The sequence below is a fragment of the Oscillospiraceae bacterium genome (assembly GCA_025758045.1).
Classification (GTDB): Bacteria; Bacillota; Clostridia; order Oscillospirales; family Ruminococcaceae; genus Gemmiger.
The window spans coordinates 1,059,842-1,076,083 of the sequence record CP107208.1 but is presented as its reverse complement, the minus strand read 5'-3'; the positions used below and the strand labels follow the sequence as shown (position 1 = coordinate 1,076,083).

Below are 16,242 nucleotides of genomic sequence, written 5' to 3'. Positions count from 1 at the left end.
AGCCAGAAGAAACGCGAAATCTGGCATTTCCTCTGGCAAAAAATCGAAATTTTTCAATATCCGTTGGCGGCACGTTTGGCGGCAGTCTTGCGGTGCAAGGCGCGGGACATAACGGCCATCAGCACCAGTGCGGCCAGCAGATACCATGGGTACAGGCTGATGCTGATATACTGCGCCAGCAGCCCGAACAGCGGCGGGAACACCACATTGCCTACATAGGCGGCGGCCATCTGCACGCCGGTCAGGGCCATGCTTAAGTTGCGGCCGAAATTCAACGGAGTTTCGTGGATAATGCTGGGATAAATAGGCGCACAGCCCAGGCCCACCGTAACCAGCCCAGTCACCAGCGCAGCGCTGCCCAGCGGCAGCAGAATGGGCAAGATGCCCAGCGCCACCAGCACAAACCCCAGGTTGATCAGCTGATGGTCGTTGAGTTTCATAGCGATAAAACCGCTTAAAAACCGCCCCACCGTGATGCCCACGTAAAACAGGCTGGCCCAGCTGGCGGCAGTACCAGCGTCGATACCGCGCTGAAGCGTGCAATAGCTGGACGCCCACATGCCTGCCGTAGTCTCGACCACCGAGTAGCAGGCGAACATCGCCATGACCTCGGGCACGCCGGGCACCCGCATCAGCTGGGGCAGGGTGCGGTGCTCGCGGGCGATTTCCTCGCCGGTCTCCTCGCCCGGTTTTTTCCACAGCGGCAGGCTGAAAATGATGATGGCCGTCAGCACCACCTGCAGCACAGAAATAATGCGGTAGCCGCTCTGCCAACCGCTGTGGGCCAGCGCCCAGCCCATAATGACCGGCCCGCCGCTGGCGCCCAGGCCCCACATGCAGTGCAGCCAGCTCATGTGGCGGCTCTCGTAATGCAGGGCAACGTAGTTGTTGAGGGCGGCATCCACGCTGCCCGCGCCCAGGCCGTAGGGCACGGCCCACAGACAAAGCTGCCAGAACGCCGTGCAGGTGGAAAAGCCAAACAGCGCTGCGGCCGTCGTGCCCACGCTGATGGCCGTGACCCTGCCGGGGCCAAGCCGGGCGGTAAGGGCGTCGCTGGCCAGGCTGGACACTACTGTACCGGCGGAGATGATCATGGAGATCATGCCCGCCCAGGACAGGCCCGCGCCCAAGCCCAGGTACATGCTGGGCCAGGCCGCACCCAGCAGGGCATCCGGCAGGCCCAGGCTGATAAAAGCTAAATAAATTACGGGTAAAAGCAGGGATACCATAAAATTTTCTCCTTGACAGGCGTTTTTACTTGCCCTATGATTATATCATCAAAGTTGACGGATGTATCGTATTATTTCGCCAAATAGGCAGGATTATTTCGCCAAAAAGGAGGATTTGCCATGGCCTTGTCCGCCTGCAATACCGAGACCGATTCCGCTGGGCGGGAACTGACCGTCCACGGCACCGCGGCGTTTCCCATCGCCTGCTACCACGACGATCTGGAAGCTGCCCCCGTACCCTGGCACTGGCATGAGGAGCTGGAACTGCTGATTGCCAGCGAGGGCGGCGTGCTGGCCGCTGCAGCCGGGGAAAAGTACACGCTGGCCGAGGGGGACGGCTTATTCATCAATGCCGGGGTGCTGCATGCCGACTGGCCGCTGGCCGTCGGGCGCTGCCGGCTGCACAGCGTGGTATTCCATCCCCGGCTGGTGGGCGGCAGCCCGGACAGCGTGTTTTGGCAAAAATATCTGCAGCCGCTGCTGACCGACCCCAGCCGCCCCTGCGCCGTGCTGCGCCGCAGCGTGGATTGGCAGCGGGAAGCCATGGACTGCATGGAGCGGGCGTTCCGTGCCGTGGTCAACGAGATACCGGGGTACGAGTTCAAGACGCGGGCTGCGCTTTCCGAGATGATGTACCTGCTGGTTACCCGCGCCCCCGCCACGCGCGCCGTGCCCAAAAAGGCGCTGCGCAGCGCCGACCGCATTAAAACGATGCTGCAATTTGTGCAGACCCACTACGCCGAGGACCTGACCGTGGAGCAGATCGCTGCCAGCGCGTCCATCAGCCCCAGCGAGTGTCTGCGGTGCTTCCATGATATGATCGGCACCACGCCCAACCAGTACCTGCGCGGCCAGCGCCTGCAGCGCGCCGCCGAGCTGCTGTGCGGCACCACCCTGCAGGTGACCGCCATCGCCGCCCAATGCGGCTTCGAGGATTCCAGCTATTTTGCTCGTTCCTTCCGGCAGTTGTATGGATGCGGGCCGACAGAGTTTCGGCGCAGAACGCTGAGAGCGGGGCAATAAAAAAGGAATAAGCATCCTCCCGCGCCTGGCGCATTGGCAAAGCGTCCCTTACTTGCTAAAGTGCAAAAACTATGTTATACTAACCTAGCACTTCAGTAGGCTAAAGAGGAAAATGATGAAAACACTCCGCTACGCGTTTGCGCGTACCTTGCCCATTATGGCGGGTTACCTCGTGCTGGGGCTGGGTTTTGGCGTGCTGCTGCAAAGCAAAGGGTATGGCGTGGACTTACTCGGCCCCACCCACGGCCTGCCGGAACTGATCGCCGCCGCCGCGGTGGTGGGTTTGCATTGCTGGAAAAAGAATACCTTATTAAGTATTGCCACCGGGACGGCACTGTATATGGTGCTGGTGCAGGTGGTGTTTGTGTGAGTGTTCTGTAGGGGCGGATGCTTGCATCCGCCCCTACAAACATGCGCAATAACAATAAAAAGCGAGTACCCGAAAGAAAACGGGTACTCGCTTTTTTGTATAAATTACCGTTCTTCCAGCGGCAGGTAATCCAGCGGCTGGCCGACATACTTGTACGCGGGGCGGATGATGCGGTTGGCAAACTCCACCTCTTCCACGCGGTGGGCACACCAGCCGGGTACACGGGCAATGGCGAACAGCGGGGTGAACAGATCCTCGCTGATGCCCAGCATGCGGTAGATCAGGCCGCTGAACAGGTCCACGTTGGCGCAGACCTTTTTGGGGCCGTGCTTTTCCTCGGCAAATACCTGGGGGGCCAGGCGCTCGATGCTGCACAGCATCTCGTACTCCTCGTCGTAGCCTTTTTTGTAGGCCAGGCTCTTGGCGTGTGTTTTCAAAATTTGGGCACGCGGGTCGCTCAGGGTGTACACGGCGTGGCCCATGCCGTAGATCAGGCCGCTGCCGTCGCCGCGCTCTTTGCGGATGATCTTGCGCAGGAACTCCCGCACCTCGTCGTCGTTGGTGGGATCCTCCACATTTTCCAAAATGTAGTCCAGCTGGTGCATGACCTTCAGGTTGGCGCCGCCGTGCTTGGGGCCTTTCAGCGCGCCGATGGCCGCCGAGATGGCCGCGTAGGTGTCGGTGCCGGAGCTGGACAGCACGCGGCAGGTAAAGGTCGAGCAGTTACCGCCGCCGTGGTCCGCATGCACCAGCAGACACAGGTCCAGCAGGCGGGCTTCCTCGTGGGTGAACTTCTGGTCGGCACGGTAGGTGGACAGGATATGTTCGGCCGTGCTCTGTCCCTCGGTGGGCAGGTGGAAGTACATGCTGTTGCGGTCGTAGACGCGGCGCTTGATCTGGTAAGCGTTCACCATCATGGTGGGCAGCTCGGCGATCAGGTTGATGCTCTGCCGCAGGATGTTGGGCAGGCTCAGGTCCTCGGCGTGTTCATCGTAACTGTACATGGCCAGCACGCTTCGCGCCATCTTGTTCATCAGGTTGGGCGAAGGCGAGTTCAAGATCATATCGTCGGCAAAGCCGCGGGGCAGTTCGCGGTGGTTCTCCAGCAGTTTGCGGAACTTGGCATACTGGTCCCGTGTGGGCAGAGAGCCGAACAGCAGCAGCCAGACCACTTCCTCAAACATAAAGCGGTCGTTGGCGTCGGCCTCGGCGGCCAGGGCATCCAAATCGATGCCGCGGTAGATCAGGCGGCCGGGGATGGGCACGATGGTGCCGTCTTCCTTTTTGTCATAGCCAACAACGTTGGACACGTTGGTGATACCGGCCAGCACACCGGTGCCGTCCAGGTTGCGCAGGCCACGCTTGACGCCCATCTGGTCCGCCAAATGCGGGTCCAGCGTGGCATTATGCTCTACATATTCATGGCAGAGCAGTTCCAGTTCTTCCGGCTCCAGTGCCGGTACGTCCGGGTAATACATCGGCAGACCCCTCTCCACTTGCATATTTATACACGCACACAAATTTCCCATTCCTGCACCGCAGGCACCCACCGCGTGGGTGATTGCTACAATAATATAACATCCTTGGAGTTTCGTCAAGAAAAACTTAAAATATCACCACAATAGCCAAAGTACGACTTTATTTTATTAAGCTGATGGGCGTTTTGACACGGCTTGTATAAAAAACCGCGTTGACAAACCGGCCCAAAGCAGATATAGTTGTAGTATATTGCAGCATTTTCGCTGCGTAAGGCCCCCTTGTGCAGGGAGCCTTTCAAAAAGCACAGGGAAGGGGAACGTATTTTTATGAAAGCAGTACTGATCCCAGGCGATGGAATTGGCCGCGAGATTGCCGAAAGCGTGCGTGCCGTCTCGGCCGCACTGAACACCGGCATTGAATGGCAGGTGTGTGAGGCCGGTGCCGAGTACGCCGAAGCCAGCGGCGAGCTGATCGCCCCCGGCACGCTGGATGCCATCGAGGCGTGCGGCTGGGCACTGAAAGGCCCTACGGCTACGCCCATCGGCAAGGGCTTCCGCAGCATCAATGTGCAGCTGCGCCAGCGCTTTGCCACCTACGCTAACCTGCGCCCTGTGCACACGCTGCCGGGCGTACCTACCCGTTTTGAGAACGTTGACCTCGTCATCGTGCGCGAGAATACCGAGGACCTGTATAAGGGCATCGAGTACATGCTCACCGACGACATCGCCAACGGCGTCAAGCTCATCACCCGCCCGGCCTGCGAGAAGATCTGCCGCTTTGCCTTTGACTACGCCCGGAAAAACGGCCGCAAAAAGGTCACCGCTGTGCACAAAGCCAACATCATGAAGCTGACCGACGGCCTGTTCCTGCGCACCTTCCGCGAAGTGGCCGAGGATTACCCCGACATCGAGGCCAACGACTGCATCATCGATGCCCTGTGCATGAAGCTGGTGCAGCGCCCTGAGCAGTTCGACGTGCTGGTCGCCCCCAACCTCTACGGTGACATCATCAGCGACCTGTGCGCCGGTCTGGTGGGTGGCCTGGGCTTTGCGCCCAGCGCCAACATCGGTGATAAAACGCGCATTTATGAGGCTGTCCACGGCTCCGCCCCCGACATTGCAGGCCAGGACAAGGCCAACCCCAGCGCCATCCTGATGGCCTTTGCCATGATGCTGAACGACCTGGGTATGACCGACAAGGCCGACAAGCTCAACGCCGCCATCCAGGCCCAGGTGGCCGAGGGCAAGGTCATCACCGCTGACATCGGCGGCACGGCCGGCACCAAGGAATTTACCCAGGCCGTTATCGCCCGGCTGTGATTTTTTAAAATGAAAGGCAAGGAGAGAAGCCTATGAAACTGCACGATACCGGCGTATACCTCGTCCACGGCGTGCCACAGGCCGAAGCCCCGGCAGGCTTCACGCAGGAGCAGGCCAAGCAGGGCACCATCGCCTACGGCATCTTAAAAGCACATAACACCGGCGATTCCATGCAGGACCTGCGCATGAAGTTCGACTCGATGACCAGCCACGACATCACCTATGTCGGCATCATCCAGACGGCCCGCGCCTCCGGCATGAAGGAATTCCCGCTGCCCTACGTCATGACCAACTGCCACAACAGCCTGTGCGCCGTCGGCGGCACCATCAACGAGGACGACCACCAGTTCGCCCTCTCCGCCGCCCACAAATACGGCGGCATCTACGTTCCGCCGAACATGGCCGTCATCCACAGCTATAACCGGGAAATGATGTCCGGCTGCGGCCGCATGATCTTAGGCTCTGATTCCCACACCCGCTATGGCGCCCTAGGCACCATGGCTGTGGGCGAGGGAGGCGGTGAGCTGGCCAAGCAGCTGGTGGGCCGCACCTACGATATGGCCTACCCCGGCGTGGTGGCCATCTACCTGACCGGCAAGCCCAACCCCGGCGTCGGCCCCCACGATGTGGCGCTGGCGCTGGTGGCTGCCACCTACGCCAATGGCTACGTGAAAAACAAGGTCATGGAGTTCGTCGGCCCCGGTGTGGCCAACCTGTCGGCTGACTACCGCAACGGCATCGACGTCATGACCACCGAGACCACCTGCTGGTCCTCCATCTGGCAGACCGACGATGTGACGAAAGAATATTTCGTGCAGCACAATCGCCCCGAAGCCTACAAAGAGCTGAAACCCGCCGACGTGGCCTACTATGACGGCTGCATCGAGCTGGACCTCTCCACCGTGGAGTGTATGATCGCGCTGCCGATGCACCCCAGCTATGCCTACCCCATCCGCGAGCTGAAAGCCAACGCCAAAGAGATTCTGCAGGCGGCCGAGGACCAGGCCAACAAGCAGCTGGGCGGCAAGGTCCACATGGACCTGGTGGGCAAGATCTGCCCCGATGGCCGCATCTACGTGGAGCAGGGCGTCGTCGCTGGCTGTTCCGGCGGCACCTATGAAAACATCTGCGCGGTAGCGGACATCATCCGCGGCAAGAGCTGCGGCAACGGTGAGTTCAAATTCAGCGTCTACCCGGACAGCATGCCCACCTATCTGGAGCTGGTCAAAAACGGCACGGTAGCGGATATTGTTTCCGCAGGCGGCATCTTCCGCGAGTGCTTCTGCGGCCCCTGCTTCGGCGCAGGCGATACCCCCGCCAACGGCGAGTTCTCCATCCGCCACACCACTCGCAACTTCCCTAACCGCGAGGGCTCCAAGCCCGGCGAGGGGCAGATCAGCGCGGTGGCCCTGATGGACGCCCGGTCCATCGCCGCCACCGCCGCTAACGGCGGCTACCTGACCGCCGCCAGCGAGCTGACCGACGTGGAGTACACCACCCCGGACTACCACTTTGACCAGGGCGTTTACGACAAGCGCGTCTACAATGGCTGGGGTCGCCCGGAGCCGGACTACGAGCTGAAGTTCGGCCCCAACATCAAGGATTGGCCCGAGCAGCCCGCCCTGTCCGACGACCTGCTGGTCAAGATCGTCAGCTACATCACCGACCCCGTCACCACCACCGACGAGTTGATCCCCTCGGGCGAGACTTCGTCCTTCCGCTCTAACCCGCTGCGTTTGGCGGAGTTCACCCTCTCCCGCAAGGACCCCGCCTACGTGCCTAACGCTAAGGCCGTGAAGGCTTTGGATAACGAGCGCCTGGCGGGCGAAGTGCCCGATGAAATTACGGTGGTTTACACCCAGGTCAAGGCGCTTGGCTACCACCCGGACGCAGCCCACACCAATATTGGCTCGGCCATCTTCGCCAACAAGCCCGGCGATGGCTCCGCCCGTGAGCAGGCCGCCAGCTGCCAGCGCGTGCTGGGCGGCGCCGCCAACTTTGCCTGCGAGTACGCCACCAAGCGCTACCGCTCCAACTGCATCAACTGGGGCATGCTGCCCTTCCTGCTGGACACCCCCAACGTGCTGGACAACGGCGACTATGTCTACCTGCCCGGCATCCGCAAGGCCCTGCTGGAAGCCGCCGATGAGATGACGGCCATCGCCGTCAAGCCCGACGGTGGCCTGGTAGAGTTCAGGGTCCGCCTGGGCGCTATGACCGACGCCGAGAGACAGATCTTGGCCGATGGCTGCCTGATCAATTATTATAAGAACCACTAAAACAAAACTCCCTGCCCGAATGGGCGGTGTTCGTAAGGCAGCGAACAGCCACAGCAGCTTGCACTGCTGTGGCTGTTCTTGTAGTTTATCCGGCCATATGATAATATGGAGCCGAACAGACCTGCAAATCGAAATTTGAAAGACTAACTATTAAAAGTCAAGCCGAAATGAGTGGAAAGGTGAGGAAAATGTAGGCGGTCAAAAAAGAGTATAACAAAGCTGACGCCCTGTTGGACGCCTGCTTGAGCCTATGAGAATAAAGGACTTATGCAGCGCTGCTGTAGGGTAGCCTGGACTTCTCTAAGGCATAAATCAACCGAACCAACTTCTTGGCCGCATGGGAGAGCGCAACATTGTAGTGCTTGCCCTCAGCCCGCTTCTTGGCAAGATAGGCAGAGAAGATTGGGTCCCAATGGCAGACGTATTTCGTGGCATTGTAAAGAGCGTAGCGCAGGTATCGGGAACCTCGTTTTTCCATGTGGGAATATGCGCCTGTGAGTGACATCTGCCCAGATTGGTAGGTAGATGGCGACATCCCGGCGTAGGCAAGGATTTTGTCCGGTGAATCGAACCGGGAGAAGTCCCCAATCTCAGCCAGAATCATTGCGCCCATCCGAACGCCGATGCCCGGAATGGTAGTAATGGGAGAAGCGATTTCCTCTATCATCGTCTGGATGGCAGCTTCAATGTCCTGAATTTCGGAATCCAGTTCGCGGATCAGGCGAATCGTATGCCGCAGTTCTAGGGACTTGGCCGGCATGACAGAGCCGACAGAACATCTGGCGGCATCCCGAAGTGTTACTGCCATGTCTCGCCCGTAGCGGCCTTTGGAGGCGTCGTGTAAGACGGCTTTCAAATGCGTCAGGTGCGCTTCGGCAACCTGTTTGGCGCCAGGAAACTCGCTGAGAAGTGCGTAAACTGACGCCATGTGCAATGTCGGCACCAACTTTTCAAGCTCTGGGAACAGAATTGTGACCAACCGAGAAACGGACTGCTTCAGCTTCGCTCTCTCGCGGACTTTGTCAAACCGGTATCTTGTGAGTGACTTTAACTCCTCGTTGTGGTATGCTGTGTCTGTGTAGGACTTGAGGTCCACATCAGACAAGAGCATAGCTGCAATGGTTCGCGCATCGACACGGTCAGTCTTGGTTTTGCGAAGGCTCAGGCTTTTCCGGTAGAGGTTGGTGTGCAGCGGATTGATGACATAGGTTGGCAGGCCTTTATCAAGCAGAAATCCGAGGATGTTGTAGCTGTAGTGTCCGGTAGCCTCAAGTCCTACTTTTATTTTATCCTTTGGGTTGGTACAGCAACTAATCGTCTGCAAGAGTGTGTTGAAGCCCTCTGCATTGTTCTGGATGGTGAATACATCCGCTAGAACTTCGCCCTCTGAACTGAGGATGAAGCAATCGTGCTTGTCCTTTGCAACGTCAATTCCAACGCAAACCATGAGAATACCTCCGCTGTGTTTATTTGATGCTGATTCCACAGAACACTTTACTCTTGTAACCTTGTTCTACATAAACCGTCTGGCGGTATCTAACTGATCAACAATACTGTAAAGAGCTGTGGTTGGAGCCTTTCAAGAACCGTCTTGCGGTAGGAGCTGATAACCAATCTACAGCATCCCTTACAGTGTAGCACAGTCCTTGGAGAGGGACTTTAAAAACTACTATTTTATAATACAAGGATGATGATATGATGGATAAATTAAAAAAGAACATGGTTTTCTACCTACTGTTGCTGATAGATTTTTATATCGTTCCTTGGTTTATAAAAGACACAGGAAGTGCAATGATTGTTATGTTAGTAATTATTCCTCTAATATGTTTAATAACCTCTGTTTTTTATGGGATTAGGAATGGTTTTAACTTCTGGTATATTTTGATTGTAGCAATAATGTTTGCGCCATCTATATTTATATTTTATAACTCAAGTGCATGGGTTTATGTAGTTGGATATGCTGTTATTGCATTATTGGGAAATTTAATAGCATTGCCATTAGGAAAAAGATAACTTCCGGTTTGTCGAACAGATAACAAGGGCGCACTTCTATACACCGTTCGGTGTAGTGCATTACGCGCGGAACCTAGCTCTCCCTTTGGGAGAGCTGTCGGCGCAGCCGACTGAGAGGGAAAAACATGACCATACCAAAGGACAACAGTCAACTGGAAAACGCCCGGCGGTTACGCAGTGAGATGACACCCCACGAACGAAAGCTATGGTATCTTTTCCTCCGCAAATATCCGGTGAAAATTTATAAACAGCGAATCATCGGGAGATTTATCGTAGACTTTTATTGTGCTTCTGCCAAGTTAGTTATTGAATTGGATGGTTCTCAACACTATGAGCCTCAGGGGATGGCCTATGATTCTGAGCGTTCCGCATTTTTGACAGCGCTTGGATTGGAGGTTCTGCGTTTTTCCAACCGAGATGTTGATATGGATTTTTGCGGCGTGTGCACACAAATTGATATCACCATTCAAAAACGCCTGTAAGACCCTCTCAGTCACCTTCGGTGACAGCTCTCCCAGAGGGAGAGCCAAGGGGGCTGCCGGCAACTGTGCCATATGTCATATTAGCATAAAGAAACGGAGCGAATCTGCACCGATACGCTCCGTTAACTGTCTTACGAACGCCCCGCTAAAGAGCAGGGAGCTTTTGTATTTGTGTAAAAAATTGGCGGTAAGTTACGCCCTGCGGATGATTTCCTGGTAGGGGGCGGGGCTGGGTTGGACGGAGAGGAATTTGCCGGATCGTTTCAGGTGTTCGATGCGGCGGTAGATGAGCTGGTCGCTGATGCCCAGGCGGCATTCTGCCAGCACTTTTCCGATGAGTTGTGCCACCATAATTTCATTCGCAGGAGCTTCGCTTAAAATCATGGCATCGTAGAAACCGGCGGGGACGCTGGTCAAGCGGTGGTTTTGCTCGGCGCGAAGCGGAGCGTTTTCCGCTTGCAGGCTGCGCCAGCGGGCGGCAAGGGCGTGACGGTCGGTGTCTGGCAGGGGACGCTCGTACCGTAACAGTGCGCCTATCTCGGTGGGGCCACGCTCACACAGGGCGGCACGGCGGGTCACGCCGTTTTTTGTCTCAAGCTCCGGGGTCTCTACCACCGTGATTTGGCAGGGGGCATCTTCCAGCAGGGCCGCAGAGGCGTGCAGGCCGCAGAGGCTGGCAGGGGTGTGGTCGTACCAGATGCGCACCGGCTCGCCTGTGTGGGCGCGGGTCAGCAGGGTTTGCAGGTCTTTTTGGCAGGCCTGCCAGTACGGCTCCACGTCGGCATCCGTTCCGGCTGTGTCGCCGTGCGGGGAGAAGCAGAGCCATGCCCGCACGACCTTTTTGCGTGCTTCACTCATCAGGTCGCCCGCGATGGGGCCTTCGTTCAGGTCGCCCAGCAGGGCTATCACGTCGTTGGATTCATAGTCCACAGGGACGGCCTCGGCACGGCGGCGGGCCTCCTGCTTTTGGGCGCGGCGTTTATAAAAAGGTGCGGCCAGGGTGCGGTAGACGGCAAAGGCGGCCTTTTGCAGCGGGGTATCCAGCGGTTTATCCGTTGAAATTACCACCGCTGTGGCGCCGCCGATCGTATTGCCGATATGCGGGGCGCAGGTGAGTGTGCCTTTGATGGAATCGCCGAAACAAAGTTGGATCATATTTTTGTTATTTATATTTAAAGTTTCTTCGGTTCCTTCTTTTCAAAGAAGGAATAAAATCTTCGTTCAGCCTTTCTCGCTCTCCCACTGGGTCACCAGCGGCGTCGCAATCGCGGAGAGGGCTTCGCGGGCGGCGTTGAGGGCCTGGACATCAGCGGTGGTGAGCTTGTCGGCCTTTTTATGGCGCAGTTCCTTTTCCAGTGCGCGCACGGCGTCCTTGATTTTGCTGCGGGTATCCCGGTCCAGGGCCTTGCCCGCCTTGCTGCCCAGGGCGGTATTTACGCGATACAGCGCAGCTTCCGCCGCATTAAAGGCTTCCAGCGCAGCCTTGCGTTCCTGGTCCTGGCCCGCAAAAGCGGCGGCGTTGCGCATGGCTTTCTGGATCTCGTCCTCGCTCAGGTTCGAGGAACCGGTGATCGTAATGCCCTGCTCCTTGCCGGTGTCCATGTCGCGGGCGCTGACCTTGACGATGCCGTTGGCGTCAAGGTCAAAGGTCACCTCGATTTTGGGCACGCCCGCCCAGGCACGCTTGATGCCCCGCAGCGTGAAGGTACCCAGCAGCTTATTGTCCTTGGCAAACTCCCGCTCGCCCTGCAATACTTTGATTTCTACGGTGCTCTGGAACGGCGCGGCCGTGGTGAACACCTTGCTGAAGCGGGTGGGAATGGTGGCGTTGCGCTCGATCAAGTGCGTAGCTACGCCGCCCAGCGTCTCGATGGAGAGGGTCAGCGGGGTCACGTCCATCAGCAGCAGATCCTCGCCTGCGCCGGTCAGCGCCTCGCCGCCCAGGCGGCCTGCCTGCACGGCGGCGCCCAGGGCCACGCACTCGTCGGGGTTCAGGAATTTGGACGGTTCCAGCCCGGTCATCCGCATAACTTTGGCCTGCACGGCCGGGATGCGGGTAGAGCCGCCCACCAGCAGCACCTGGTCCAGGTCGCTGGCGGTCAGGTGGGCGTCGCTCAGGGCGTTGCGCACGGGCAGGGAGGTCCGCTCGATGAGGTCGGCGCACAGCTCCTCAAACTTGGCGCGGGTCAGGGTGGCCTGCAGGTGCAGTGCGCCCTCCGGCCCGGTGGTGATGAACGGCAGGTTCAGCTCGGTCTGGGTGGCGGTGGAAAGCTCTTTCTTCGCCTTTTCGGCTTCCTCCCGCAGGCGCTGCATGGCCACGCGGTCGGTGGTCAGGTCCACACCGTGGGCAGCCTTGAAGTTGTCCGCCAGCCAATTCACGATGCGGGCATCGAAGTCGTCGCCGCCGAGGTAGTTATCGCCGCAGGTGGAAAGCACCTGCACGATGCCATCGCCGATTTGGATCAGGGATACGTCAAAAGTGCCGCCGCCCAGGTCGTAGACCATGACGGTCTGGGCCTTGCCATTGTCCAGGCCGTAGGCCAGGGCCGCGGCGGTCGGCTCGTTGATGATGCGCTTGACTTCCAGCCCGGCGATGCGTCCGGCATCCTTGGTGGCCTGGCGCTGGGCATCGTTAAAGTAGGCCGGCACCGTGATGACGGCCTGGGTGACCGGCTCGCCAAGATAGGCCTCGGCGTCCGCTTTGAGTTTTTGCAGGATCAGGGCGCTGATCTCCTGGGGAGAATAGCACTTGCCGTCAATGGGCACGCGGCTGTCACTGCCCATCTGGCGCTTGATGCTGGTGACGGTGCGCGGCGCGTTGGTGACGGCCTGGCGCTTGGCGGGTTCGCCCACCAGGCGCTCGCCCGCTTTGGTGAATGCCACCACCGACGGCGTGGTGCGCTGGCCCTCGGCATTGGGAATCACCACCGGTTTACCGCCCTCGATGACCGCGGCGCAGCTGTTGGTAGTGCCCAGATCGATCCCGATCATTTTTGCCATGGTTGTGTTGTCCCTTCCTTAAAAGGTTGAAATCTGATTTTATTGTAACGCAAGGCAGGACAAAATGTGTTGCGATTTCGTAAATAAATTTTACAAGTGTTTCTAAGGCAACACCGCACAATTCCCGCCTAACGGCTTAAGCACCGCTCCGGCGGATCTCCGCGCCAAGAGCCGCCGCAAGCGGCGGTTGCGCTCCGAAGCGCCTCGCTGCGGCTCGGTGTGCGGCACGGCATCTGCGTTGCCAAAATGCTCGATAATGTCGGGTTGCGGTACCCGCATCGTGCATCGGGAGCAAAAGCCCCTCGCACTCTGCGACCGCTGCCCCTGCTTCGGTTCGCTGCATCCGCCACTGGCGGCGCTCACCTTTGCAGCACAAAGTATTATCTGCGCTTTTGGCTTAGCATCTGCCGCACCTCGCTCGCCGTATCGGCACTTAGAATTATGCGGTATTGCCCTAAAATTGTGCCTGGATTTTGGCCCCCTCTGCGAGGGTGACTCCCCACGGCGTGGGGAGATGTCGCGCAGCGACAGAGGGGCCGGTTGCGTAAGCAATCCCGCAAAAGCGGGTGGGGGAGAGACTTCGGAAAGGCTCTCTTCCTCCCAGAGGGAGGCTTCCCTGCGTTCCTTTTGATTTTAGCCAGCAATGCAAAAGAATCCAAAGCCAAAAACGGCCCTGCACCGTTGACGCAGGGGACTTGACGTGTTATAGTAAATAGTATCTTACACTTTAGTTGAGTAAAGAGGTAACGCTATGGCACGCACCGCAACTGTGACCCGCAACACGCGGGAGACTCAAATCACCCTGACCATCGACTTGGACGGCACCGGCAAAGCCGACCTGCACACCGGCATCGGCTTTTTTGACCACATGCTGGACGGGTTTACCCGCCACGGCCTGTTTGATCTGACCGTGCAGTGCCGCGGCGATCTGGAGGTCGACTGCCACCACACCATTGAGGATGTGGGCATTGCCCTGGGCACCGCCATCAAGGAAGCCCTGGGCGACAAGGCCGGGCTGGTGCGCTATGGCAGCTGCCTGCTGCCCATGGATGAGACGCTGGCACTGTGCGCTGTGGACCTGGGCGGCCGCCCTTACTTTGTGTATGATGCCAGCTTTGCCGGGCAGAGCTGCGGCGGCATGGATGTGCAGATGGCGCGGGAGTTTTTCTATGCCATCAGCTATGCAGCCATGATGAACCTGCATTTAAAGGTACTGTACGGTGAGAACGACCACCACAAGCTGGAGGCTATGTTCAAGGCGTTTGCCAAGGCGCTGGACGCCGCCACACGCAAGGATGCACGGATCGACGGGGTGCTTTCCACCAAGGGCACGCTGTAAGGTCTGTTCATTATAGAGAGGGAAAGGGCAGCACCGCCCGCAAGCGACCGCCCGAAAAACAGGAGGTAAAGGGTATGTATAAGGACATGATCGATACCATTGGCTATGTAAAGCAGGCTGACCCCGAACTGGGCGAGGCCATGGACCGAGAGCTGGGCCGTCAGCGCCAGAACATTGAGCTGATCGCCAGCGAGAACATTGTTTCCCCCGCCGTGATGGCAGCTATGGGCAGTGTGCTGACCAACAAGTATGCCGAGGGCTACCCCGGCCACCGCTACTACGGTGGCTGCCAGTTTGTGGATGAGGTGGAGCAGATCGCCATCGACCGCGCCTGCAAGCTGTTTGGTGCCAAGTACGCCAACGTGCAGCCCCACTCCGGCGCACAGGCCAACCTGGCCGTCTACTTTGCGCTGCTGAACCTGGGCGATACCGTCATGGGCATGGACCTGTCCCAGGGCGGCCACCTGACCCATGGCTCCCCCGTGAACATGAGCGGCAAAAACTACAACTTCGTCTCCTACGGCGTCTCCACTGAGGATGGCCGCATCGACTACGCCGCCCTGGCCAAACAGGTGGCCAAGGTGCGCCCCAAGCTCATCGTGGCCGGTGCTTCGGCCTATCCCCGCGCCATCGACTTTGAGAAGCTGGCTGAGATCGCCCACGGCTACGGCGCCATGCTGATGGTGGATATGGCCCACATTGCCGGTCTGGTGGCCGGCGGCCAGCACCAGAACCCCGTGCCCTACGCTGACGTGGTGACCACCACCACCCACAAGACCCTGCGCGGCCCCCGCGGCGGTTTGATTTTGACCAACAACGAGTACCTCATCAAGCGCATCAACTCCGCCATCTTCCCCGGCACCCAGGGCGGCCCGCTGGAGCATGTCATCGCCGGAAAGGCTGTCTGCTTTGGCGAGGCCCTGAAGCCTGAGTTCAAGGAGTACGCCGCCAAGATCGTGGAGAACGCCAAGGCCATGGCCGACGAGCTGACCGCCCGCGGCGTGAAGCTGGTTTCCGGCGGCACCGACAACCACCTGCTGCTGATCGACCTGACCGACGTGGATTGCACAGGCAAGGAGCTGGAGCATAACCTGGACGAGGTGCACATCACCGCCAACAAGAACACCGTGCCCGGCGAGAAGCGCAGCCCGTTTGTGACCAGCGGCGTGCGCGTGGGCACCCCCGCCGTGACCACCCGCGGCATGGGCCCCGCAGAGATGAAGATCATCGCGGATTGCATCGCGGATTGCATCTTCGATTTCGAGGGCAAGAAGGACGAAGTCACCGCCCGCGTAGCCGAGCTGGTGAAGAAGTTCCCACTGTACGAGTAATATCGGTTATAAGTAATTGCCGTTTTTGCAGGGGGGGCGATACTTGCATCCGCCCCTACAGTTAGTAAACCGCATTTTCTTGCGCTCTGCCGCCTGGCAGGGCGCATCTTTTTTGCGGCGGCGGTTTTGGGCAAAACAGCCACCCCCTTTATTAAAACTCAATAACTAGATAAACAGTTATATAAAATACATATCTAAGTTATATTTAACTGTTTGTAAAACTGTAAAAACAGTTGCGGACACCTACAAACACCGGGGTGTTTCTCTAGTTTTACAGTATATATACCCCCTGGAAACAGTTCTACAACCACCGCAAAATCCGTGCGCTTGTCTTTCGGACGGGGGTGTAGTATACTTGGGTTAGCCAATGCAAACCGA

The 16,242-nt window shown here is 58.3% G+C and carries 11 protein-coding genes and 2 pseudogenes; 8 read left to right on the top strand and 5 right to left on the bottom strand.

The features are described from left to right. Positions 1-53: 53 nt before the first annotated feature. Positions 54-1,229, bottom strand: coding sequence for an MFS transporter (locus tag OGM81_05100; GenBank protein ID UYJ44512.1), 1,176 nt, complete (start codon positions 1,227-1,229; stop codon positions 54-56). A gap of 120 nt (positions 1,230-1,349) precedes the next feature. On the opposite strand from OGM81_05100, the gene OGM81_05095 reads away from it, so the two are divergent. Together OGM81_05095 and OGM81_05090 are read left to right on the top strand one after the other, a co-directional pair. Then, positions 1,350-2,252, top strand: coding sequence for an AraC family transcriptional regulator (locus tag OGM81_05095; GenBank protein ID UYJ44511.1), 903 nt, complete (start codon positions 1,350-1,352; stop codon positions 2,250-2,252). Between the two features lie 220 nt (positions 2,253-2,472). Beyond that, a pseudogene (locus tag OGM81_05090) lies at positions 2,473-2,622 on the top strand (AzlD domain-containing protein). Between the two features lie 104 nt (positions 2,623-2,726). Here the strand turns inward: OGM81_05090 and OGM81_05085 are convergent. Then, a complete protein-coding gene (locus OGM81_05085; GenBank protein UYJ44510.1) occupies positions 2,727-4,100 on the bottom strand; it encodes a citrate synthase in 1,374 nt (457 codons plus the stop codon). 327 nt (positions 4,101-4,427) lie between these two features. Here OGM81_05085 and OGM81_05080 point away from each other — a divergent pair, with 327 nt between their 5' ends. Beyond that, a complete protein-coding gene (locus OGM81_05080; GenBank protein UYJ44509.1) occupies positions 4,428-5,420 on the top strand; it encodes an isocitrate/isopropylmalate dehydrogenase family protein in 993 nt (330 codons plus the stop codon). Positions 5,421-5,452: 32 nt separating this feature from the next. After that, positions 5,453-7,699, top strand: a complete 2,247-nt coding sequence (locus tag OGM81_05075; protein UYJ44508.1) for a hydratase — start codon at positions 5,453-5,455, stop codon at positions 7,697-7,699. Positions 7,700-7,964: 265 nt separating this feature from the next. On the opposite strand, the gene OGM81_05070 is transcribed toward OGM81_05075, so the two are convergent. Then, a complete protein-coding gene (locus tag OGM81_05070) occupies positions 7,965-9,146 on the bottom strand; it encodes an IS110 family transposase (protein ID UYJ44507.1) in 1,182 nt (393 codons plus the stop codon). Positions 9,147-9,394: 248 nt separating this feature from the next. Between OGM81_05070 and OGM81_05065 the strand changes: the two genes are divergently transcribed. After that, the gene (locus tag OGM81_05065; GenBank protein ID UYJ44506.1) at positions 9,395-9,712 is read left to right on the top strand and encodes a hypothetical protein; all 318 of its coding nucleotides are present in this window, start codon (positions 9,395-9,397) and stop codon (positions 9,710-9,712) included. Positions 9,713-9,837: 125 nt separating this feature from the next. Then, positions 9,838-10,194 (top strand): endonuclease domain-containing protein, encoded by a 357-nt coding sequence (locus OGM81_05060; GenBank protein ID UYJ44505.1) that lies wholly within the window; start codon positions 9,838-9,840, stop codon positions 10,192-10,194. Positions 10,195-10,386: 192 nt separating this feature from the next. On the opposite strand, the gene OGM81_05055 is transcribed toward OGM81_05060, so the two are convergent. Beyond that, positions 10,387-11,349, bottom strand: coding sequence for a DUF1835 domain-containing protein (locus OGM81_05055; protein ID UYJ44504.1), 963 nt, complete (start codon positions 11,347-11,349; stop codon positions 10,387-10,389). A gap of 117 nt (positions 11,350-11,466) precedes the next feature. Further along, a pseudogene (gene dnaK / locus OGM81_05050) lies at positions 11,467-13,194 on the bottom strand (molecular chaperone DnaK). Between the two features lie 751 nt (positions 13,195-13,945). Between dnaK and hisB the strand changes: the two are divergent. Then, positions 13,946-14,533, top strand: coding sequence for an imidazoleglycerol-phosphate dehydratase HisB (hisB, locus tag OGM81_05045; protein ID UYJ44503.1), 588 nt, complete (start codon positions 13,946-13,948; stop codon positions 14,531-14,533). A 98-nt stretch (positions 14,534-14,631) separates the two neighbouring features. Beyond that, complete coding sequence (locus OGM81_05040; GenBank protein UYJ44971.1) at positions 14,632-15,864, top strand: serine hydroxymethyltransferase; 1,233 nt, start codon at positions 14,632-14,634, stop codon at positions 15,862-15,864. Positions 15,865-16,242: the final 378 nt, after the last annotated feature.